This window comes from Variovorax paradoxus, assembly GCF_030815975.1.
Lineage (GTDB): Bacteria > Pseudomonadota > Gammaproteobacteria > Burkholderiales > Burkholderiaceae_C > Variovorax > Variovorax paradoxus_N.
Map to the genome: position 1 here is coordinate 3943998 of NZ_JAUSXL010000002.1, position 19687 is coordinate 3963684.

The 19687-nt window shown below is 67.9% G+C and carries 22 protein-coding genes; 12 read left to right on the forward strand and 10 right to left on the reverse strand.

Annotated features, from left to right (window positions below):
• Positions 1-133 precede the first annotated feature (133 nt).
• Positions 134-2023: a DNA mismatch repair endonuclease MutL gene (gene mutL, locus QFZ47_RS22220; RefSeq protein WP_307657689.1), complete on the reverse strand. Its 1890-nt coding sequence runs from the start codon at positions 2021-2023 to the stop codon at positions 134-136.
• A gap of 160 nt (positions 2024-2183) precedes the next feature.
• Between mutL and QFZ47_RS22225 the strand changes: the two genes are divergently transcribed.
• On the forward strand, positions 2184-2852 hold the full coding sequence (locus QFZ47_RS22225) for a DedA family protein (RefSeq protein WP_307657690.1): 669 nt from the start codon (positions 2184-2186) through the stop codon (positions 2850-2852).
• A gap of 54 nt (positions 2853-2906) precedes the next feature.
• Here the strand turns inward: QFZ47_RS22225 and QFZ47_RS22230 are convergent, their stop codons facing one another.
• From QFZ47_RS22230 to tsaE, 3 genes are all read right to left on the reverse strand, one after another.
• Positions 2907-3197, reverse strand: a complete 291-nt coding sequence (locus QFZ47_RS22230) for a YMGG-like glycine zipper-containing protein (RefSeq protein WP_307657691.1) — start codon at positions 3195-3197, stop codon at positions 2907-2909.
• A gap of 130 nt (positions 3198-3327) precedes the next feature.
• A complete protein-coding gene (locus QFZ47_RS22235) occupies positions 3328-4887 on the reverse strand; it encodes an N-acetylmuramoyl-L-alanine amidase (protein WP_307657692.1) in 1560 nt (519 codons plus the stop codon).
• Positions 4884-5393 (reverse strand): tRNA (adenosine(37)-N6)-threonylcarbamoyltransferase complex ATPase subunit type 1 TsaE, encoded by a 510-nt coding sequence (tsaE, locus tag QFZ47_RS22240; protein ID WP_307657693.1) that lies wholly within the window; start codon positions 5391-5393, stop codon positions 4884-4886. The genes QFZ47_RS22235 and tsaE overlap by 4 nt, the downstream gene beginning before the upstream one ends.
• On the opposite strand from tsaE, the gene queG reads away from it, so the two are divergent.
• Complete coding sequence (queG, locus tag QFZ47_RS22245; protein WP_307657695.1) at positions 5379-6455, forward strand: tRNA epoxyqueuosine(34) reductase QueG; 1077 nt, start codon at positions 5379-5381, stop codon at positions 6453-6455. The genes tsaE and queG overlap by 15 nt on opposite strands.
• A gap of 7 nt (positions 6456-6462) precedes the next feature.
• Here the strand turns inward: queG and QFZ47_RS22250 are convergent, their stop codons facing one another.
• Positions 6463-7380 (reverse strand): AEC family transporter, encoded by a 918-nt coding sequence (locus QFZ47_RS22250; RefSeq protein ID WP_307657696.1) that lies wholly within the window; start codon positions 7378-7380, stop codon positions 6463-6465.
• 103 nt (positions 7381-7483) lie between these two features.
• Between QFZ47_RS22250 and QFZ47_RS22255 the strand changes: the two genes are divergently transcribed.
• The 8 genes from QFZ47_RS22255 (at position 7484) to QFZ47_RS22290 (ending at position 14546) form a co-directional block, all read left to right on the forward strand.
• Positions 7484-8458: a tripartite tricarboxylate transporter substrate binding protein BugE gene (locus QFZ47_RS22255; RefSeq protein ID WP_307657697.1), complete on the forward strand. Its 975-nt coding sequence runs from the start codon at positions 7484-7486 to the stop codon at positions 8456-8458.
• A 68-nt stretch (positions 8459-8526) separates the two neighbouring features.
• Entirely contained in the window at positions 8527-9438 is a 912-nt protein-coding gene (xerD, locus tag QFZ47_RS22260; RefSeq protein ID WP_307657698.1) for a site-specific tyrosine recombinase XerD, read from the forward strand.
• Positions 9413-10177, forward strand: coding sequence for a DUF72 domain-containing protein (locus QFZ47_RS22265; protein ID WP_307657699.1), 765 nt, complete (start codon positions 9413-9415; stop codon positions 10175-10177). Before xerD ends, QFZ47_RS22265 begins: the two co-directional genes overlap by 26 nt.
• 21 nt (positions 10178-10198) lie before the next feature.
• Complete coding sequence (locus tag QFZ47_RS22270; protein WP_307657700.1) at positions 10199-11167, forward strand: Bug family tripartite tricarboxylate transporter substrate binding protein; 969 nt, start codon at positions 10199-10201, stop codon at positions 11165-11167.
• Positions 11168-11178: 11 nt separating this feature from the next.
• A complete protein-coding gene (locus tag QFZ47_RS22275) occupies positions 11179-12159 on the forward strand; it encodes a Bug family tripartite tricarboxylate transporter substrate binding protein (RefSeq protein WP_307657701.1) in 981 nt (326 codons plus the stop codon).
• Positions 12160-12203: 44 nt separating this feature from the next.
• Entirely contained in the window at positions 12204-12794 is a 591-nt protein-coding gene (locus QFZ47_RS22280; protein ID WP_307657702.1) for a TetR/AcrR family transcriptional regulator, read from the forward strand.
• Between the two features lie 96 nt (positions 12795-12890).
• The gene (locus tag QFZ47_RS22285) at positions 12891-14024 is read left to right on the forward strand and encodes a thiolase family protein (protein WP_307657703.1); all 1134 of its coding nucleotides are present in this window, start codon (positions 12891-12893) and stop codon (positions 14022-14024) included.
• 45 nt (positions 14025-14069) lie between these two features.
• Positions 14070-14546 (forward strand): MaoC family dehydratase, encoded by a 477-nt coding sequence (locus QFZ47_RS22290; RefSeq protein ID WP_307657704.1) that lies wholly within the window; start codon positions 14070-14072, stop codon positions 14544-14546.
• Positions 14547-14554: 8 nt separating this feature from the next.
• Here the strand turns inward: QFZ47_RS22290 and QFZ47_RS22295 are convergent, their stop codons facing one another.
• Positions 14555-15367: a ferritin-like domain-containing protein gene (locus QFZ47_RS22295; protein ID WP_307657705.1), complete on the reverse strand. Its 813-nt coding sequence runs from the start codon at positions 15365-15367 to the stop codon at positions 14555-14557.
• Between the two features lie 37 nt (positions 15368-15404).
• On the opposite strand from QFZ47_RS22295, the gene QFZ47_RS22300 reads away from it, so the two are divergent.
• Both QFZ47_RS22300 and hslO read left to right on the forward strand, forming a co-directional pair.
• Entirely contained in the window at positions 15405-15929 is a 525-nt protein-coding gene (locus QFZ47_RS22300) for a gamma carbonic anhydrase family protein (RefSeq protein ID WP_307657706.1), read from the forward strand.
• Between the two features lie 34 nt (positions 15930-15963).
• Positions 15964-16962: an Hsp33 family molecular chaperone HslO gene (gene hslO, locus QFZ47_RS22305; RefSeq protein ID WP_307657707.1), complete on the forward strand. Its 999-nt coding sequence runs from the start codon at positions 15964-15966 to the stop codon at positions 16960-16962.
• Between the two features lie 52 nt (positions 16963-17014).
• On the opposite strand, the gene QFZ47_RS22310 is transcribed toward hslO, so the two are convergent.
• The 4 genes from QFZ47_RS22310 to ftsB all read right to left on the reverse strand — a co-directional run bounded on the left by QFZ47_RS22310 (position 17015) and on the right by ftsB (position 19674).
• Positions 17015-17986, reverse strand: a complete 972-nt coding sequence (locus tag QFZ47_RS22310) for a hypothetical protein (RefSeq protein WP_307657708.1) — start codon at positions 17984-17986, stop codon at positions 17015-17017.
• Positions 17986-18684, reverse strand: coding sequence for an AAA family ATPase (locus QFZ47_RS22315; RefSeq protein ID WP_307657709.1), 699 nt, complete (start codon positions 18682-18684; stop codon positions 17986-17988). The genes QFZ47_RS22310 and QFZ47_RS22315 overlap by 1 nt, the downstream gene beginning before the upstream one ends.
• Positions 18681-19304: a nicotinamide riboside transporter PnuC gene (pnuC, locus tag QFZ47_RS22320; protein WP_307658992.1), complete on the reverse strand. Its 624-nt coding sequence runs from the start codon at positions 19302-19304 to the stop codon at positions 18681-18683. The genes QFZ47_RS22315 and pnuC overlap by 4 nt, the downstream gene beginning before the upstream one ends.
• Positions 19305-19395: 91 nt before the next feature.
• Positions 19396-19674 (reverse strand): cell division protein FtsB, encoded by a 279-nt coding sequence (ftsB, locus tag QFZ47_RS22325; RefSeq protein WP_021008104.1) that lies wholly within the window; start codon positions 19672-19674, stop codon positions 19396-19398.
• Positions 19675-19687 lie beyond the last annotated feature (13 nt).

The following is a 19687-nucleotide window of genomic DNA, read 5'->3' on the forward strand; positions in this document are numbered from 1 at the left end:
ACGCGCCGACATTGCGCTCCAGCACCTCCCCACGGTGCTCGAGTGGCACTTTGTTCTACACATGCAACGCCCGTGCCCGCTTCACGGATGACCTCCGAAAACCCCGGAAAAACCCTCAAGATGCCCTGATTTGCTATCTGCCGCGCATAAAAAGCGCGTCCAGCTCCCGGATCGACAGCTGCCGCCAAGTGGGGCGGCCATGGTTGCACTGGTCCGAACGCTCGGTGGCCTCCATTTGGCGTAACAAGGCGTTCATTTCGTCGACGGTGAGCTTGCGGTTGGCGCGCACCGCACCATGGCAGGCCATGGTCGAGAGCAATTCGTTCTGTGCCCGCTGTACCACGGTGCTGGCATCGTGCTGGGCCAGTTCGGCCAGCACGCTGCGCGCGAGTTCCACCGGATCGCCGTCGGCCAGCGTGCCCGGCACCGCGCGCACCGCAAGGGTGCGCGGCGAGAAAGGCGTAATTTCCAGGCCCAGCGTGGGCAGCACGGCGGCGCAGGCCTCGGCGGTGGCCACTTCCTGCGGCGTGGCCGCGAAGGTGGCCGGAATCAGCAGCGGCTGGCTCGTGATGGCGGCGCCGTCGAGCTGGGTCTTGAGCCGCTCGTAGACGATGCGTTCGTGGGCTGCGTGCATGTCGACCACGATCAGGCCCTGGCTGTTCTCGGCCAGGATGTAGATGCCCTGCAGCTGCGCCAGGGCGCGGCCCAGTGGCCAGGCTTGCTCGTGGGTGGCGAGGGCGCCTGCGCCAGTCGATTCGGCCGGCAGCCCGACAGGGGCCCGGAACGGCACGGGCGGCGCCTCGCCGGCCATCGGCCAGCGGGATGCGCCGGGCTCGGGTGCCGATTCGTTGCCGGTGCGCCGGGGCCACATGGCTTCGAAATCGCCGGCGCCGCGCTCCGCGGCCACGAAATTGATGCCGGGCTGGGCCCAGCCGGCGCCCGAGGCGGGCAGGTTCGGCTTGAAGAAGGGCTGTGGAGGCGCCGCCGACGCGGCGGCATCGCCAGCGCGCGGCGCGGCAAGCGCGTTCTCGATCGCGTGGCGCACCGCCTGGTGCACCTCGCGGCCATCGCGAAAACGCACCTCGATCTTGGTCGGATGCACGTTCACGTCGACCCGCGAGGGATCGATTTCGAGGTACAGCGCATACACGGGCTGGCGCTGGCCGTGCAGCACGTCTTCGTAGGCGCTGCGCACGGCATGCGAGAGCACCTTGTCGCGCACGAAGCGGCCGTTGACGTAGAAGAACTGCTGGTCGGCACGCGAGCGCGCGGCATCCGGAATGCCGGCACGGCCGGCGACGCGCACCGCACCGCCCAAATGGTCGACGACCACGCTCTGCGCCACGAAATCGTCGCTGAGCGCATCGGCCAGGCGCTGCTCGCGCTGGTCGGCGGCGCGCCACTGCTCCATCAGCTTGCCGTCGTGCCACACCGAGAAGCCGACTTCGGGCCGCGCCAGTGCATGGCGGCGCACGGCCTCGATGCAATGGGCCAGTTCGGTGGCATCGGTCTTCAGGAACTTGCGCCGCGCCGGCGTCGCGAAGAACAGCTCGCGCACCTCGACCGTGGTGCCGACGGCGCGGGCCACCGGCCGCAGTTCGCCGGTGCGGCCGTCGAGCGCGAAGGCGCCGTCGGCGCCCGCAAAGCGCGAAAGAATGCTGAGCTCCGCAATGGCGTTGATGGCCGCGAGGGCCTCGCCGCGAAACCCCATGGTGCCCACGGTCTCGAGATCGTTCAGGCTCGCGATCTTGCTGGTGGCATGGCGGCGCAGCGCCACCGTGAGTTCCTCCCGCGGAATGCCCTGGCCGTCGTCTTCGACCGAGATCAGCCGCACGCCGCCCGAGGCCAGCCGCACCGTGACCTGGCGCGCGCCGGCGTCCAGGGCGTTGTCGAGCAGTTCGCGCACCACGGAGGCCGGCCGTTCGACCACTTCGCCCGCGGCGATCTGGCTGATCAGTTCGTCGGGAAGCTCGCGGATGGGACGGCGTTGGAGGGACGGAATGGAAGAGGGAAGGGCGCTCACGCGAGCATTCTAGAAGCCGGCCGCCGCGGCGTCGTGCAGCCTCCGCCAGCCCTTCAGCCCGGCATCGGCAGGCCCGATCCGGATGTATCGACCTGTCATCGAGGGTCTCCGAATTCGTCATGGGACGCCACGCGGCGCGCAGCAAGGATAATCCGCGACCATGGAAATCATCAGCTTTCTCGTCGACTTCATCCTGCACGTCGACAAACATCTCGAGGCCTTCGTCGTTGCCTATGGCCCCTGGGTCTATGCGCTGCTCTTCCTGATCGTGTTCGTGGAGACCGGCGCGGTGGTGATGCCCTTCCTGCCCGGCGATTCGCTGCTGTTCATCGTGGGCGCGCTGTGCGGCGTGGGGCTCATGAGCTTTCCGCTGGCCTGCGCGGTGCTCATTGCCGCGGCCATTCTGGGCGACCAGTGCAACTACAGCATCGGCCGCTATTTCGGGCCCAAGGTCTTCCAGTGGGAGAACTCGCGCTTCTTCAACCGCAAGGCCTTCGACCAGGCCCATGCGTTCTATGAGCGCTACGGCGGCGTCACGATCATCCTTGCGCGCTTCATGCCCTTCATCCGCACCTTCGCGCCCTTCGTGGCCGGCGTGGCCGAAATGAGCCGCGCGAAATTCACCATGTTCAACGTGGTCGGCGCGCTGATCTGGGTGCTCGGCATCGCAACGGCGGGTTACTTTTTCGGCAACCTGCCGTTCGTGCGCGAGCATCTCGACAAGATCATCTGGGCGCTGATCTTCGTGCCGGGTCTGATCGCGATCTTCGGCGCCTGGCGTGCGTCGCGCGCGGAGAAGGCGCGCGCGCAGCTGCCTTCGAAGGCCTGATCGCCGGCAAAAAAAAGCGCGCCCGTGGCGCGCTTCAATGAGAGTGGAATAGGGTCAGTATCTCGGCCCGTTGTTGGGGTAGTAGCCGCTCGGCGGATAGGCGCGCTGGCTCTCGTAGTAGTTGCGTTCGTCCACACTGCGTCCCACTTGATTGCCGATCACACCACCAATGGCTGCGCCGCCCAGGGTACTGCCGGTGTTGCCGCCAATGGCGTGGCCCACTGCCGCGCCGCCAAGCGCGCCAATGCCGGTGCCCAGATTCTGATTGGGGCCGGATGCGCAGCCTGCCAGTGCCATGGCCGTGGTTGCCGCCGCAGCGGCAATCCAGATTCGTGTCTTCATCATGATGTCCACCTTTCCAGAGTGATGGGACCATGATGGTCAAAAGGCGCCGGCACCCTGTGTAGGAGCCTGCCGCGCTTGCCTGTGCGCTGCCACGGGCCGCTCGGCGTGGGACGGCAGGGCGAGCGGAGCCCTAGAGCTGGCGGCTGCGCGCCAGCGGCGGGTTCTGCGCAAAGTAGCGCTGGATGCCGCGCATCAGCGCATCGGAAAGGCTTTCCTGGTAGCTCACGCTGCGCAGGTTCGCTTCTTCTTCAGGGTTGCTGATGAACGCCGTTTCGACCAGCACGCTCGGGATGTCGGGTGCCTTGAGCACCGCGAAGCCGGCCTGCTCGACGAGCGGCTTGTGCAGCCGCGCGCCGATGCCGCGGATCTCGCCGAGCATGGCGCCGCCGAGCTTGAGGCTGTCGTTGATCTGCGCCGTGGTGCTCATGTCGAGCAGCGCGCGCTGCACCTGCACTTCGTGGTTGCCGACGTTCACGCCGCCCACCTTGTCGGCTTCGTTTTCCTTGTTGGCGAGCCAGCGCGCGGCGCTGCTCGAGGCGCCGCTCTGGCTCAGCGCAAAGACGCTCGCGCCGCGCGCGGCGGGCGTGGTGAACGCATCGGCGTGGATGCTCACGAAGAGGTCGGCCTGCACGCGCCGCGCCTTCTGCACGCGCACGCCCAGCGGCACGAAGAAATCGGCGTCACGCGTGAGAAACGCGCGCATCGGGTTGCCGTTGACGCTGCTGGCGTTGATGCGGTCGCGCAGGCGGTGCGCAATCTGCAGCACGATGTCTTTCTCCCGCGTGCCGTTGGGACCGATGGCGCCCGGGTCTTCGCCGCCATGGCCTGGATCGAGCGCCACGATGATGATGCGGTCGGTGCGGCTTGCGGTGGCGCTGCTGCGCGCGGGGGCCAGGGGCGCAACAGGTGCAGCAGGTGGAACGGGCGCAATGGGCGCAATGGGCGCTGGTGGCGCGACAAGGCCGGGCCGTGTCGACTGCTGCGCCATCAGTTCGCCCAGCGGATCGGGTGCGGGCCCGGCCGCCGCGGCCGGCGGGCGGGCGGGCGGCGGCGCGATGCTGTCGGGCGCAGGGCGCGGCGCGGGCACGTTGGGCGAAGGCCGCACGAGGATCGGCGGTCCGCCGTCGGGCGCAAGGCGCGAAGAGGGCGCGGTGGGCGGCGGCACCGCGGGTGCCGTGGCCACGGCGGTGTCGTTGCCGCCGCCGCCGCTGCGCGGCGCCTCGCGCAGGCGCTCGGTGATCAGCGCCTCCATTGGATCGACGGCTTTTTCGGGGTACAGGTCGAGCACCAGCCGGTGCCTGTACGCGGCAATGGGCGCGAGCGAGAACACCTGGGGCACCACGGCCTGCTTGAGGTCGAACACGATGCGCACCACCTTCGGCGCGTTCTGGCCCACGCGCAGGCCGTTGATGTACGGATCGCCGGGCTTGATCTTGCCGACCAGTTCGCGCAGCTCGGGATTGAGATCGATGCCTTCGATGTCCACCGCCAGCCGCGGCGGACTGCCGACGACCAACTGCTGCGAATGCAGCCGCGCATCGGATTCGATGGTCACGCGCGTGTAGTCGGCCGCAGGCCATACACGCACCGCGAGGATGGTGGCGCCGCGCGCGATCTGGTGCACGCCGAGCATCAGCGCGATGCTGCCGCCCTGGAGCAGCACGCGCCGCTTGAGGCCGCTCGCCTTCATGCGCCGGCGTGCGTCAGCAGGTCGCTGCCGCGAGGAGTGTTCGCCAAGAGGGTCACGCTGCGTGTGTCGTCTGTCATTGCTTCTATTTTAATAGCGAGGTCGGCAATTGGTGTGCGGCCGGCAGCGTTTTCTGGCCACTCCGCGAGCTTGAGGCCCGGTCCCGCGAAGATGTCGCGGAAGCCGGCGTCGTCCCACTCGCGCGGATCGTTGAAGCGGTAGAAGTCGAAATGGAAGATGGCAAGGCCGTCGGGCGCCTCGTGCGGCTCGACCACCGCATAGGTCGGGCTCTTGATGCGGCCCTCGATGCCGAGCGCGCGCAGCAGGTGGCGCACGAAGGTGGTCTTGCCGGCGCCGAGATCGCCATGCAGCGCGATGAAGGCATCGCGCAGCGCGGGCGAGGCCGCCAGCGCGCGCGCGAAGGCGGCGGTGTCGTCCTCGCTGCGCCAGTGCAGCGTGCGGCCGGCGTTCTTCGGAATTTCTACAATCGGCAAGTGATCGTCAGCCATCCACTCGTTGCTCGTATTCAGGCATTGGCCCGGGAACTCGGATTCTCCCAAATCGGAATCGCGGGCGTCGATCTATCGAGCGCCGAGGAAGGTCTGATGCAATGGCTGGCCCATGGGTTCCATGGCGAGATGAAATACATGGCAACGCATGGCACGCGCCGCGCGCGGCCGGCCGAACTGGTGCCGGGCACGGTGAGCGTCATCACGGCGCGCATGGACTACCTGCCGCGCGACACGCCGCTCGATGATTGGCAGGCCGTGGAATTCGAGCGCCTCGCGCGGCCCGGCGAAGCGATCGTCTCGGTCTATGCGCGCGGCCGCGACTACCACAAGGTGCTGCGTGCGCGGCTGGCCAGGCTGGCCGAGCGCATCGCCGAGGAAGTGGGGCCGTTCGGCCATCGCGCCTTCACCGATTCGGCCCCGGTGCTCGAAGCCGAACTCGCATCGCGCAGCGGCCAGGGCTGGCGCGGCAAGCACACGCTGGTGCTGGACCGCGGCGCGGGCTCGATGTTCTTCCTGGGCGAGATCTACGTCGACATGGCGCTGCCCGAAAGCGAGCCGGTCAGCGCGCATTGCGGGAGCTGCAGCGCCTGTATCGATATCTGCCCGACCAAGGCCATCGTCGCGCCATACCGGCTCGATGCGCGGCGCTGCATTTCGTACCTGACCATCGAGCACGGCGGACCGATCCCGCTGGAGCTTCGGCCCCTGATGGGCAACCGCATCTACGGCTGCGACGACTGCCAGCTGATCTGCCCCTGGAACAAGTTCGCGAAGAAGAGCGCGCTGCCCGACTTCGACGCGCGCGAAGGGCTGACCGGCCAGGCACTGGCTGCGCTCTTTGCCTGGAGCGAGGAAGATTTTCTGCGCTTCACCGAAGGCAGCCCGATCCGGCGCATCGGGCATGAACGCTGGCTGCGCAACATCGCCGTGGCGCTGGGAAACGCGCTGCGCGCGGGCGAGAGCGGCGCCGCGGAGGCGCTGGCCACGCGGGCCTCGGATGCCAGCGAGCTGGTGCGCGAGCATGTGGCCTGGGCGCTGGCGCAGCGGCCCGAACGCTGAACGAACCCTAGCGCGGCAGCGCCAGCGCAAACGGCAGGCTCGCCACCCCCAGCAAGGTGGACAGCGTCACGAGGCCCGCCACGTACGGTCCGTTGTAGCCCATGCGTGCCGCCAGCACATAGGCGCTGGAGGCCGTGGGCACGGCGGAAAACGCCATCAGCACCGAGGCCTGGGTCGCGTCCAGCCGCAGCGCAAGAGACAGGCCCCAGGCCACCAGCGGCAGGAACAGATGCCTGATGGACAGTACCGACACCGCGAGCACCTTGCCGCACCCCAGCGTGGCGAACTGCATGCCCGCACCCGCTGCCAGCAGGCCGAGCGCGAGCGATGCGGCACCGATGCGCGTGAGCGTGGGCGTGGCCCAGCTCGGAACGGTGAAGCCCAGCACGTTGGCCAGCAGCCCGGCCAGCGTGGCGACGATCAGCGGGTTGCGCACCAGCTGCCGCGCGAAGCCGCTCTCGGCATGCCGCGCCATCGGCCAGACGGCCGCGATGTTGAACATCGGCACGCACACGCCGATCAGCACCGCGATCAGCAGCAGGCCCTGCGCACCGGCCAGCCGTTCGGCCAGCGCAAGGCAGATGAAGGAGTTGAAGCGGAATGCGATCTGCGCGCTGGCGGCATGGTCGCGGCGGTCGATGTGCGACGCGAGGCCGGGCACATGGGGCAGCGCGTAGGCCATCGCGATGCCGCAGAGGCCGATGCCCACGCCCGCGGTCAGCAGGCTCGAGGTGGCGGCAAAATCGAGCGGGCTGCGCACGATCGAATGAAACAGCAGCACCGGGAATAGAAAGTAGTACACCAGGCTTTCGACCTGGTCCCACACGCGGCGGTCGAGCGCGGTGTAGCGGCAAAGCAGCCAGCCGATGGCAATGAGCGAAAAATCCGGGAAGAGCAGCTGTGCGAAGTTCACCGCTTCGAGCATAAACCGTGGCCGACCATGGGTATTCCACAGCACGGGGTAAATCGCGAAGCGGCTAGCATCCGGTGCTTTGATTTTTCGACATTACTCAATCAAGGAGATGCAGATGCAACGTCGTCAATGGGGGGCCATGGTGGGGGCCGCCGCGCTGGTCGCGGCCGCGGGCCAGAGCTTCGCGCAGGGTTATCCCAACAAGCCGATCGAACTGAGCGTTCCCTTTGCGCCGGGTGGCACCACCGACATCGTGGCGCGTGTGATTTCCGATCCGCTGGGCAAGGTGCTGGGCCAGCCGGTGGTGGTGATCAACCGCGCGGGCGGCGGCGGCATCGTGGGTGCGGCCGAAACGGCGCGCGCCACGCCCGACGGCTACAAGCTCGGCGTTGCCACGGTCTCGAGCACGGCGGCCAACCCGGCCATCAATCCCAAGGTGCCGTACGACCCGATCAACGACTTCACGCCGATCATCAACATCGCGGCCACGCCCAACATCATTGCGGTCAACCCGAGCTTCCCGGCCAAGAACTACGCGGAGTTCGTGGCCGAGCTCAAGAAGAACCCCGGCAAGTATTCGTACGCCTCGTCGGGCACGGGCGGCATCGGCCACCTGCTGATGGAGCTCTACAAGAGCCTCACCAACACCTTCGTCACGCACATTCCCTACCGCGGCGCGGGCCCCGCGCTCAACGACGTGGTGGCCGGCCAGGTGCCGATCATGTTCGACAACATCCCGTCGGCCATGCCTTTCATCCAGAGTGGACGGCTGGTGCCCATCGTGGTGTCGGCGCCGCAGCGCCTGGCCGCGCTGCCCAACGTGCCGACCTTCAAGGAAGTCGGGCTCGAGCCGGTCAACCGCATGGCGTACTACGGCATCCTGGGCCCCAAGGGCCTGCCGAAGGAAGTGGTCGACAAGATCAGCGCCGGCGTCAAGAAGGCGGTGGAAGACCCGGCCGTGAAGAAGCGCATCGAGGACACGGGTTCGCTGATCGTGGCCAATACGCCCGAGCAGTTCGCCGCGCAGATCAAGGCCGAGTACGAGGTCTACAAGCAGGTGGTGGTGAAGCAGAAGCTCAAGCTGGACTGAGCCTCGCCCACCCTGCCGAAGCCGCCCGCGCCACGGGCGGCTTTTTTCTTTTTGTTATCTTGCAGCCCATGACCGAGGCCGCCGCCACACAAACTCCCGAGATCGACGACTTCATCGACGCCCTGTGGCTCGAAGACGGACTGTCGAAGAACACGCTGGCCGCCTACCGCCGCGACCTTGCGCTGTTCGCGCAGTGGCTGGGCAGGCAGCGCAGCGGCGGCGCGCTCGACACGGCGCAGGAGTCCGACCTGCAGGCCTACATGGGCGCGCGCCTGTCGACCAAGGGCAAGGCCACTTCGGCCAACCGGCGGCTCACGGTGTTCAAGCGCTACTACCGCTGGGCGCTGCGCGAGCGGCGCATCGCGGCCGACCCGAGCATCCGGCTCGCGCCCGCGCGGCAGATGCCGCGGGCCGTCAAGACGCTGTCGGAAAAACAGGTCGACGACCTGCTGGCCGCGCCCGACGTCGAGACCCCGCTCGGCCTGCGCGACCGCGCGATGCTCGAGCTGATGTATGCGAGCGGCCTGCGCGTGAGCGAGCTGGTGGCGCTCAAGGTCATCGACATGAGCCTGAACGACGGCGTGCTGCGCGTGCTCGGCAAGGGCAGCAAGGAGCGCCTCGTGCCGTTCGGTGGGGAGGCGCGGCGCTGGATCGAGCGCTACCTGGAGGAGTCGCGCCCCGCCATCCTTGACGGGCAGCAGACGCCCGACCTGTTCGTGACCGCGCGCGGCGCCGGCATGACGCGCGTGATGTTCTGGATCATCGTGAAGAAGCAGGCCGCCGCGGCCGGCATCCACGTGCCGCTGTCGCCGCACACCTTGCGCCATGCCTTCGCCACGCACCTGCTGAACCACGGCGTGGATCTGCGCGCGGTGCAATTGCTGCTCGGCCATGCCGATATTTCCACGACCACCATCTACACCCACGTGGCGCGCGAGCGCCTCAAGCAATTGCATGCCGCGCATCATCCACGCGGTTGAGCCGCTGCCGGCGTCGCTGCGTATCGGTTGCGCGGGCTGGAGCCTGCCCCGTGCCCTGTGGTCCGAGTTCCCACCCGAAGGCTCGCACCTGCAGCGCTATGCACAGCGCTTCGATGCGGTCGAGATCGACACGTCGTTCTACCAGCCGCACCGGCGCGAGACCTATGAGCGTTGGGCTGCGAGCACGCCTGGCGCCTTCCGCTTCGCGGTCAAACTGCCGCAGACGATCACGCACGAACAGCGGCTGGTCGGTGTCATGCCGGCCTTCGATGAATTCCTTGCGCAGGTCGCGGGGCTGGGCGAGAGGCTCGGCTGCCTCGTCGTGCAATTGCCGCCGAGCCTCGCGTTCGACGAAGGCGTGGTCCGGCGGTTTCTTGCCGATGTGCGGCGAAGGCGTGCCGGGGCGGTTGCGCTGGAGCCGCGGCACCGCAGCTGGTTCGTGCCCGCGGCCGAGTCGTTGCTGTCGCGCTTGCGAGTCGGGCGCGTGCTGGCCGATCCGGTGCTGTTCGACGAGGCTGGATCGCCCGGCGGATGGCCCGGTCTCGTTTATCTGCGACTGCACGGATCGCCACGCCGCTACTGGTCGGCCTACGACGATGCGCTGCTGGCGCGGCTCGCGCGGCGCTTGATGCAAGCGCGAGAAGAAGGCGCGGAGTGCTGGTGCATCTTTGACAACACGGCGGGCGGCGAGGCGGTTGGCAATGCGGCGACGCTCGCGCACCTGCTTCAGAATCGCTGATTCATTCGAGGAGACAGGATCGTGAATTTCAACAAGCTCTGCGCCGGCATTGCGCTGGCGGCCGTTGCCGGCCTTGCCGTGGCGCAGGGATTTCCCACCGCCAAGCCCATCCGTCTGATCGTCGGCTACCCGCCCGGCGGCGGCATCGACTTCGCGGCGCGTACGGTGCAAGTGCCGCTGCAGGAGGCCCTCAAACAGCAGTTGGTGGTCGACTACAAGCCCGGCGCGAGTGGCATGATCGCCGCCACGGAACTCACGCGGCAGCCGGCCGACGGCTACACGCTGCTGCTTGCCAACACAGGGCCGTTTGCCATCGCGCCGTACCTGCAGAGCAAGCCACCCTATGACCCGATCAAGCAGTTCACCTACATCGGCCAGATCAGCCAGGGCAGCTACATCGCGGTGACGCGGCCCGACCATCCGGCCAGGGACCTGAAGGAGTTCGTTGCCTGGGCCAAGGGGCAACCGGGCAAGGTCAACTTCGCCTCGGGCGGCAACGGCACCTCGACGCACCTGAACGGCGAACTGATGAACCAGGTGACCGGTCTCGACATGACCCATGTGCCGTACAAGGGCAGCGCCCCTGCGGTGCAAGACCTGCTCGGTGGTCAGACGCAGATCCTGATCGACGCGGGCAGCGTGCTGCTGCCGCAGGTGAAGGGCGGCAAGCTCAAGGCGCTGGCGGTGACCGGGCCGGTGCGCGATCCACAACTGCCCGATGTGCCGACCGTGAAGGAGCTGGGCCTCGGGGGCATGGAGTCGGTCGGGTTCCAGGGGCTGGTCGGGCCGGCCAACATGCCGAAGGACGTGGTCGACCGGCTCTCCGGCGAACTGGCCCGTGCATTGGCGCAACCTGCGATCAAGGCCAAGTTCGCTGCTGCCGGGGCCGAGGTGCATCCGCTCGGACCGGCCGAGTTCGCGGCCTTCGTCAAGGCCGACAATGAGAAGTGGTCCAGGCTCATTCGTGAGCGCAAATTGCAACTCGATTAATCAGACTTTCAATGAGTTCCATGCAATTCCCGTTCAAGCCGTCGTGGCTCTTCGCCGCCGCCGCGCTCTGCGCTGCCGCCGGCGTCCAGGCCCAGGCCGTTCCCAAGACCATCCGCCTCATCGTGGCGTATCCCGCGGGCGGCGTCAGCGACGTGGTCGCGCGCGCACTCGGCGACAAGCTCGCCGCGCAGCTGGGCACCACGGTGGTGGTCGACAACCGGGCCGGCGCCAGCGGTGCCATCGGCATGGACGCCGTGGCCAAGGCCGCGCCCGATGGCGCAACGCTGGGCTTCTCGGCCATCAGCCCGCTGGTGTTGAGCCCGCACTTGGGCAAGCTGCCCTTCGATCCGCTGAAGGACATCGCGCCGGTCGCGAGCGTGATGTATTCGCCGGTGCTGCTGATCGCCACGCCGGCCAGCAAGGCGCGGGACTTTCGCGCGCTGATCGCCGACGCGAAGGCGCAGCCCGGCGCGGTGCGCTGGGCCACCTCGGGGCCGGCATCGCTCGGTCACATCGTGCTCGAGCAGGTGAGGGCGGCCACGGGCGTCGACATCACGCACGTGCCCTACAAGGGCGGTGGCCAGCAGCTCAACGATGCGCTCGGCGGGCAGTTCGAAATTCTCTCGAGCAATGCGAGCCCGACGCTCACTTCGCACATCCAGTCGGGCAAGCTGCGTCCGCTGGCCGTGGGTGCGCCGGCTCGGCTCGAAAGCCTGCCGCAGGTGCCCACGCTGGGCGAGCTGGGCTACAGCGCGGCAAACATCAATTCGGTGTTCGGCATCTTCGCGCCCGCGGCCACGCCGCCGGCATTGATCGCGAAGTACAACGCCGAGATCAACAAGGCCCTGGCCAGCCCCGAGCTGCGCGCCAAGCTCACGGCCACCGACAATGTACCCATCGGCGGCACCCCCGCGGCCTTCGCGAAGGAGATCGCTTCAGAGTTCGAAGGCAACGGGCGCATCGTCAAGGCCGCGAACATCAAGGCCGATTGACCCTGCGGCTTGAGGTTCCGATTTCCCTACCTTATAGTAGGTAGATGAGCAGCGCTATCGCCACACCCGCCGGACTCCTCGCCGGCAGCACCCGGGAGCAGATCCTCGGGGTGGCGCGCCGCCTGATCGAAACGCGCTCGTACCTGGGCTTCAGCTTCCAGGACGTGGCCGATGCGGTCGGCATCCGCAAGGCGAGCCTGTACCACCACTTTCCGACCAAGGAAGCGCTGGGCATCGCGGTGATCCGCCAGGCCACCCAGCTCTTCAAGGACTGGGACGCGGCGCGGGTGCGCACGCCGAAGGACGCGCTCGAATCCTATTTCCGCATGTACCGCGACACGCTCAAGGCGGGCTCGGGCATGTGTCCCGCGGGAGCGCTGACGCCGGGGTGGGACTGCATCGACGAGGAACTGCGCCAGGCCGTGCAGGAGCTGCGCAACACCCAGGTGCTGTGGCTCACGGGCGTGCTGGGCGCGCTGGCGCCGGCCCGGCAGAAGAAGGGCGCATCGGTTGCATCGCAGGCGGCCTATGTGTTCTCGGTGTGCCAGGGCGCGCTGCTCGCATCGCGCATGACGGGCCGTGTCGAGGACTTCGACGAGGCCATCGCGCAGCTCAGGAGTTCGTTGCCCGGCTGACCGCCGGACAACATCGCAGGCACGCCGCGCGTGCTTATTTTTTGGCCTCGTTGCCTACCGATTGGATGGTAGGTTTTTTGATCAAGGAGTGTTCCCATGAAAGCCGTCATTTCCGCCTACGCCCGCTCGCCTTTCCACTTCGCGAAGAAGGGAGCGCTCGCCGAGGTGCGCCCCGACACGCTGGCCGCCGGCGTGGTTCGCGGCCTGCTGCAGCGCACCGACCTCGACCCCGCGCTGCTCGAGGACATCATCCTGGGCTGCGCCTACCCCGAGGCCTCGCAGGGCAACAACCTCGCGCGCATCGTCGGGCTGCTCGCGGGGCTGCCGCATGAAGTGGGCGGCATGACGGTGAACCGCTTCTGCGGTTCGTCGATGCAGGCCGTGCACATTGCCGCGGCGCAGATCGAGGCGGGCATGGGCGAGGCCTTCCTGTGCGTGGGCGTGGAGTCGATGACGATGGTGCCGCAGGGCGGCTTCAACTTCTCGCCGAACCCCGAGCTGAAGGACAGCACCGATGCCTACATCTCGATGGGCGAGACCGCCGAGAACGTCGCGCAGCGCTGGAACGTGAGCCGCGCCGACCAGGAGGCCTTTGCGGTCGAGTCGCACCGCAAGGCCGCTGCCGCGCGCGCGCAAGGCCGCCTGGCGGGCGAGATCGTGCCGGTGCGCCTGGCCTCGGGCGAGGTGGTCAATGCCGATGGCTGCATCCGCCCGGTCACCTCGGCCGAGGCGCTGGCGGGCCTCAAGCCGGCGTTCCGTCCCGATGGTGTGGTGACGGCCGGCACCTCTTCCCCGCTGACCGATGGCGCCGCAGTCGTGCTCGTGACCAGCGATGCCTTCGCCGCAAAACACCATCTGCAGCCGCTTGCACGCATCAAGTCCTTTGCGACCGTGGGCGTCGATCCGGCCGTCATGGGCATCGGCCCGATCCCCGCGACCCGCAAGGCGCTGGCGCGTGCGGGCCTCAGCGCGGCCGACCTCGACGTGATCGAGCTCAACGAAGCCTTCTCGTCGCAGGCGCTGGCCTGCATCCGCGATCTCGGCCTCGACGCGGCAAAGATCAACCTCGACGGCGGCGGCCTTGCCATCGGCCACCCGCTGGGCGCGACCGGTGCGCGCATCACGGGCAAGGCGGCTTCGCTGCTCGCGCGCGAGAAGGGCCGCTATGCGCTGGCCACGCAATGCATCGGCGGCGGACAGGGCATTGCCACCATCCTCGAGCGCGTCTGAGCGATTGTTGTTCGAGAATGCGCGCAGGCACTACAAGGAACTCCCATGGCGGCACTCCCTGACGACACCGGCGCCAAGCGCGCGCTCTACCTCGAAGACCTGTCGGTCGGCGACCGCTTCCAGAGCGGCGAACATGCGCTGGATGTGGCGCAGATCAAGGCCTTTGCGTTGCAGTTCGATCCGCAGCCCTTCCACACCGACGAAGAGGCCGCGAAAAGCACCTTCTTCGGCGGCCTTGCAGCCAGCGGCTGGCACACGGCGGCGCTCACGATGAAGCTGCTGGTGGAAAGCGGTATTCCGCTGGCCGAGGGCGTCATCGGCTCGGGCGGCGAGCTGCAGTGGCCCAAGCCGACGCGGCCCGGCGATGTGCTGCATGTGGTGAGCGAAGTGGTCGAGATCGTGCCTTCTCGCTCCAAGCCGGGCCGGGCGATGGTGACGATGCGCTGCCGCACGCTCAACCAGGATGGCGACGTGGTGCAGAACTTCACGCCCAAGCTGGTCGTGCACGCCAGGCCCGCGTAGGCTGCGATTCAGTCCTTGCCGCCGGCCGAGAGCGCGCGCAGCTCTTCGGCGCTGAAGCCCGCACGCCCGCGGGCTTCGAGGTTGAAGGGCGGCTTCAGGCGCGGCGCCTCGTAGCGCGCCACGAGTTCGGGGTAGGTCGCCTCGGGATCGCGGCCCTCGCGTTCGCAGAGCCAGCGATACCAGTGGTTGCCGATGGCGACATGGCCCACCTCGTCGCGCAGGATGATGTCGAGGATCTCGACCGCGCGCAGCGCATCGGGCGTGTTGACGCGCCTGAGCTTGGCCTGGATGAGCGGCGTGGCATCGAGCCCGCGTGCTTCGAGCGTGCGCGGCACCAGCGCCATGCGCGCGAGCACGTCGTCCTTCGTCTTCTCGCACATGCTCCAGAGCCCGTCGTGGCCCGGGAAGTCGCCGTAGCAATAACCCATGCCCTGCAGGTGCGCATGCAGCAGCGTGAAATGCTGCGCCTCTTCATCGGCCACGCGCAGCCAGTCGCGGTAGTAGGCCTCGGGCATGCCGTCGTAGCGCCAGACCGCATCGAGCGCGAGGTTGATGGCGTTGAACTCGATGTGGCAGATCGAATGGATCAGCGCGGCGCGGCCTTCGGGTGTGAAGGGCGAGCGTTTCTGTACCGCGGTGGCGGCCACGCGCAGCGGGCGCTCGGGGCGGCCCGGCACGCCGATGTCATCGCCCACGACGCGCAGAGGGTCGGTTGCTATGGAATCGGTAGCGGCCAGGGCAGCGGCGGCGCGTGTTGCCGCGACCTTCTGATCTGGATCGGTGAGCCGCAGCGCGGCCAGCGCGCTCAATCGGGGGTGCATCCCTACAATTCTAGGTTTTGCCCCCGGAGACTCCACGATGGCCCTCTATGAACTCGACGGCGTTGCGCCGCAACTCGGCACCGGCGCATGGGTCGCCGACAGCGCGGAGGTGATCGGCAACGTGCAGCTGGGCGACAACGCGAGCGTCTGGTTCGGCGCGGTGCTGCGCGGCGACAACGAGAAGATGACGATCGGGCGCAACAGCAACGTGCAGGACATGTCGATGCTGCATTCCGACCCCGGCAGCCCGCTCACCATCGGCGAGAACGTCACCATCGGCCACCAGGTCATGCTGCATGGCTGCACCATCGGCGACAACTCGCTGATCGGCATCCAGGCGGTGGTCTTGAATAACGCGAAGATCGGCCGCAATTCGATTGTTGGCGCCGGCAGCGTCGTGACCGAGGGCAAGGAGTTTCCCGACAATTCCCTGATCTTCGGTTCGCCCGCCAAGGTGATGCGCACGATCAGCGACGAAGACGCTGCCCGCCTGCGGCACGGCTCCGACCATTACGTACAAAACGCCATTCGCTACGCGAAAGGCCTCAAGAAAATTGCCTGACACAGCGCAGGCCCAACAGAAAGAAGAATCCGTTTTGAGCGAGCTGCACAAATTCCTGTTCGATGGCCTGCCGGTGCGCGGCATGATCGTGCGCCTGACAGATGCGTGGCAGGAAATCCTGGCGCGGCGCGCCTCCAACACGTCCACCGGCGCCTATGCGCCGCCCGTGGCCGAACTGCTCGGCGAGATGACGGCCGCGGCCACGCTGATGCAGGCCAACATCAAGTTCAACGGCGCGCTGATCCTGCAGATCTTCGGCGACGGCCCGGTCAAGGTGGCCGTGGCCGAGGCCAAGCCCGACCTGAGCCTGCGCGCCACCGCCAAGGTGATCGGCGACCTGCCGGCCGATGCGCGCCTGCCCGAGATGGTCAACGTCAACAACAAGGGCCGCTGCGCCATCACGCTCGATCCCAAGGACAAGCTGCCGGGCACGACGCCCTACCAGGGCGTGGTGCCGCTGTTCGACGACGAGGGCGAGAAGCTCGGCAGGCTCAGCGACGTGCTGCAGCACTACATGCTGCAGAGCGAACAGCTCGACACCACGCTGGTGCTCGCGGCCGACGACCAGGTGGCGGCCGGCCTCCTGATCCAGCGCCTGCCGGTGAAGGGCGAGGGCAACCTCGAAGGCACATCGGACAGGGACCACGACCAGGCCAACGAAGACCAGATCGGCCGCAACGAGGACTACAACCGCATCTCGATCCTTGCCTCGAGCCTCACGCGCGACGAGTTGCTCACGCTTGATATCGAGACCATTCTTCGCCGCCTGTTCTGGGAAGAAAAGCTGCTGCGCTTCGAGCCGCAGGCCGGCCTGCTGGGCCCGCACTTCGCCTGCACCTGCGGCCGCGATCGCGTGGCGCAGATGATCCGCGGACTCGGCGTCGAGGAGGCCGAAGAGATCCTGGCGGAGCGCGGCGACATCGAGGTGGGCTGCGACTTCTGCGGCAAGCAGTACCGCTTCGACGCGGTCGATGCGGCGCAGCTCTTCAAGCCGCCGGGCGACCAGATTCCGGGCAGCCCGGTCGTGCAGTAGCGTCTTCGCCGAGTGAGGTTCGGCGCATGGGCGAGCCGGCGGCGCGCCCCGCTCAGCGCGGCGCCTTGCCGTCGAAATCGCTGAACGCGATATCGGGTGCACTGGTGTTGTGGCGCGACGGCAGGCTGCGCCCGAAGCGCACTTGCGTGGCGCTCAGCGTCTTCACGTCGGGCAGGGGCAGCGCCTGTTCCGCGGCTTCGGGCGATTCCTGCCAGCGCAGTTCGCTCACATCGGCGTTGTCGGGTGCCACGTACATCGAGCGCAGCACGGCAAAGGGCCGCGCGTTGGCCGTGGGCTTGGAGAGCGTCACGTCGAGCGCGGTGCGCTCGCGGCTGATCTCGGACACCTTGGCCACCGCGCTGCCGCCCCCGACAAAGCGCAGGTGGATGGCCAGCGGCTTCGGCACGATGCGGATCGACGCAATGTCGACCACCGGCCGGCTGCCTTGTTCGACCGGGCCGAGCAGGAACGAGGAGCCATAGACCCCGTCGCCGAAGCGTGCCTGCGGCAGCGGCTTGATGCGCCAGTAGCCGTCGGCCGGGTAGAGCACCAGCGCTTCGAGTGCCTTGCCTTCTTCCTTGCGGAAGATCTGCAGCATGTGAAAGCCGCGGTCCGTGCGCGCACCCACGCGCACCGGCACCTGCTGCGGCCGCCAGAAGCTGGGCAGCGTCATGCCGACGATGCGCCACTGCGCGTCATCGAGCAGCACCACGCGGCGCGGCTTGAACTTGTGCGCGGGATCGGTGGGATGCGCACCGCCGTCGAAGTTGCAGCCCGAGAAGTCGGGCGCGGTGGTGTCGTTGCCGACGCTGTCGAGGTAGGCCGGCTGCAGCGCCTCGATGCGCATGCGCCGGATGCCTTCGCCGCGCAGCACCATCGACACGTTGTCTTCCTCGGCGCAGGCGGTGGCCGTGGTGGCGTTCTCGACGGTGGCCGCTACGGGCGCGGCCGTGGCAGCGGCAGCCGCTGCCAGCAGCGCGGCAAGGAAGATGCCGGAGAGATGAGAGAAACGAAGCGGGAACATCAGGTCTCCGAACCGGGAGTTGAAGGAGTGTCGCGGCGTCCGAGCAGGTCGCTGAAAAGCCGATGCTCGCATTCCGGGTCGGAGCACTTCTCGCAAGGCCATGACCAGGAGGCGGGTTTCGATTCGGCGCGGCCCCGCGCGCGGGCCCGGCCTTCGCTGCCGGCAATGGAATTGATGGCGTTCCACGCATTGGAGAGCCTTTCGCTGCCGGTGCCATGCACCACGGCGAAAGAAAGCCTTGCGCCCGAAAGTGCCGCGCGCACCAGCGCGTCCGTCGGTTCGCGCGCGTGATCGCCATCGCGCAACGGGTCAGCGATCCACGGGATGTCGAGTGCGCTCAGCAGGGTGATCGCGTAGCGCGCCTGCGCTGCCAGCGCGTCGGCATGGAGCGAGGTGTCGCCGAACAGCAGTTCGCTGTAGACCGCGGTCATGAGGGCCGTGGTGTCGGCCACCACCACACCCGAAGCCGCCGCAGCATCGATGCGGCGCGTCTGCTCTTCTGCAATGGCCCGCTGCTCGTCGGAACGGGGCGTGCGGCCTTCGCGGCCGCACCATTCGCGCAGGTATTCGCCCACCAGCGTGGTGGCGATGCCGCGTTCCTGCAGGCGCCGCGCCAGCGCGCGGGCGAGTTCGGTCTTGCCGGTGCTCTCGGCACCGAGCAGCGCAATCACGCATCCGGCCGGCAGCATGGGCGTCATGCGCGCAGGGCCCCGTCGTGCATGCGCGTGCGCCACGCAAGAAAGCCCGCCACGCTGAGCACCGCGAACACGGCATAGAGCCCGACCGTGAGCCACAGGCCCTTGTGGATGAACAGGCCCACGCTCACGAGGTTCACCGCGAGCCAGATGAGCCAGTTCTCGATGAACTTGCGCCCAAGCAGGAATTGGCCGACGAGGCTGAGCCCGGTCGAGAATCCGTCCCACCAGGGCACGTCGGTGTCGGTGAAGCGGCGCAGGAAGAGTGCGACCGCGGGCCATGCCAGCGCGCAGGCCGCAAGTGCCAGCGCCATGCCGCGCGGTGAAAGCCGACTGATGTGCAAGGCGCTGCCATCGGCGCGGTGGCCGCGCAGCCATTGCGACCAGCCCCAGAAGGCGACGATCGCGAAGAACACCTGCAGCGAGGCGTCGCCGTAGATGCGCGCCTGCGCGAACACCGCCACGTAAAGCAGCGAACTGATGATCGCCAGCGGCCAACCCCAGTGGATCTCGCGCATGTTGCAGCCGACCATGGCAAGCGCCAGCACCGCGGCCACGAGTTCGAGCCAGCTGACCGGTGAGCCCCAGAGCGCGAATGCGGGGGCCGAGAAGAACTCGGGCATCAGCGGACGAACGCCGCCGGGCCGCCCCAAGGCGCGAGCGGCCCCCTCGGGGGGCAGCGAGGACACGCAGTGCCGAGCGTGGGGGCCATATTCAGTGGGTGACCTGAACGAACACTTCGTTGGGCTTGACCATGCCCAGCTCCTGCCGTGCACGTTCTTCGACCATCTCGAGCCCGATCTTGAGGTCATTGACCTCGGAGGCCAGCCGCTCGTTGTTCACCACGGCCTTGGCGTTGGACGCCTTCTGGTCGGCCAGCTTGGACTGCAGCTGCGCCACGTCGCGCACGCTGCCGCGCCCGTTCCACAGCTGCCACTGCAGGATGACCAGCAGCAGCAACAGCACGATGGGTGGAACGAGGCGCGAGCGCATGCCGCCGGCTTCG

Bases quoted from the DNA above. Each gene is read 5' to 3' on its own strand.
- QFZ47_RS22225 (WP_307657690.1), top strand. From the start codon at position 2,184: ATGGAAATCATCAGCTTTCTCGTCGACTTCATCCTGCACGTCGACAAA.
- QFZ47_RS22230 (WP_307657691.1), bottom strand. From the start codon at position 3,197: ATGATGAAGACACGAATCTGGATTGCCGCTGCGGCGGCAACCACGGCC.
- QFZ47_RS22235 (WP_307657692.1), bottom strand. From the start codon at position 4,887: ATGAAGGCGAGCGGCCTCAAGCGGCGCGTGCTGCTCCAGGGCGGCAGC.
- tsaE (WP_307657693.1), bottom strand. From the start codon at position 5,393: ATGGCTGACGATCACTTGCCGATTGTAGAAATTCCGAAGAACGCCGGC.
- QFZ47_RS22250 (WP_307657696.1), bottom strand. From the start codon at position 7,380: ATGCTCGAAGCGGTGAACTTCGCACAGCTGCTCTTCCCGGATTTTTCG.
- QFZ47_RS22255 (WP_307657697.1), top strand. From the start codon at position 7,484: ATGCAACGTCGTCAATGGGGGGCCATGGTGGGGGCCGCCGCGCTGGTC.
- xerD (WP_307657698.1), top strand. From the start codon at position 8,527: ATGACCGAGGCCGCCGCCACACAAACTCCCGAGATCGACGACTTCATC.
- QFZ47_RS22265 (WP_307657699.1), top strand. From the start codon at position 9,413: ATGCCGCGCATCATCCACGCGGTTGAGCCGCTGCCGGCGTCGCTGCGT.
- QFZ47_RS22275 (WP_307657701.1), top strand. From the start codon at position 11,179: ATGAGTTCCATGCAATTCCCGTTCAAGCCGTCGTGGCTCTTCGCCGCC.
- QFZ47_RS22280 (WP_307657702.1), top strand. From the start codon at position 12,204: ATGAGCAGCGCTATCGCCACACCCGCCGGACTCCTCGCCGGCAGCACC.
- QFZ47_RS22285 (WP_307657703.1), top strand. From the start codon at position 12,891: ATGAAAGCCGTCATTTCCGCCTACGCCCGCTCGCCTTTCCACTTCGCG.
- QFZ47_RS22290 (WP_307657704.1), top strand. From the start codon at position 14,070: ATGGCGGCACTCCCTGACGACACCGGCGCCAAGCGCGCGCTCTACCTC.
- QFZ47_RS22295 (WP_307657705.1), bottom strand. From the start codon at position 15,367: ATGCACCCCCGATTGAGCGCGCTGGCCGCGCTGCGGCTCACCGATCCA.
- QFZ47_RS22300 (WP_307657706.1), top strand. From the start codon at position 15,405: ATGGCCCTCTATGAACTCGACGGCGTTGCGCCGCAACTCGGCACCGGC.
- QFZ47_RS22310 (WP_307657708.1), bottom strand. From the start codon at position 17,986: ATGTTCCCGCTTCGTTTCTCTCATCTCTCCGGCATCTTCCTTGCCGCG.
- QFZ47_RS22315 (WP_307657709.1), bottom strand. From the start codon at position 18,684: ATGACGCCCATGCTGCCGGCCGGATGCGTGATTGCGCTGCTCGGTGCC.
- pnuC (WP_307658992.1), bottom strand. From the start codon at position 19,304: ATGCCCGAGTTCTTCTCGGCCCCCGCATTCGCGCTCTGGGGCTCACCG.
- ftsB (WP_021008104.1), bottom strand. From the start codon at position 19,674: ATGCGCTCGCGCCTCGTTCCACCCATCGTGCTGTTGCTGCTGCTGGTC.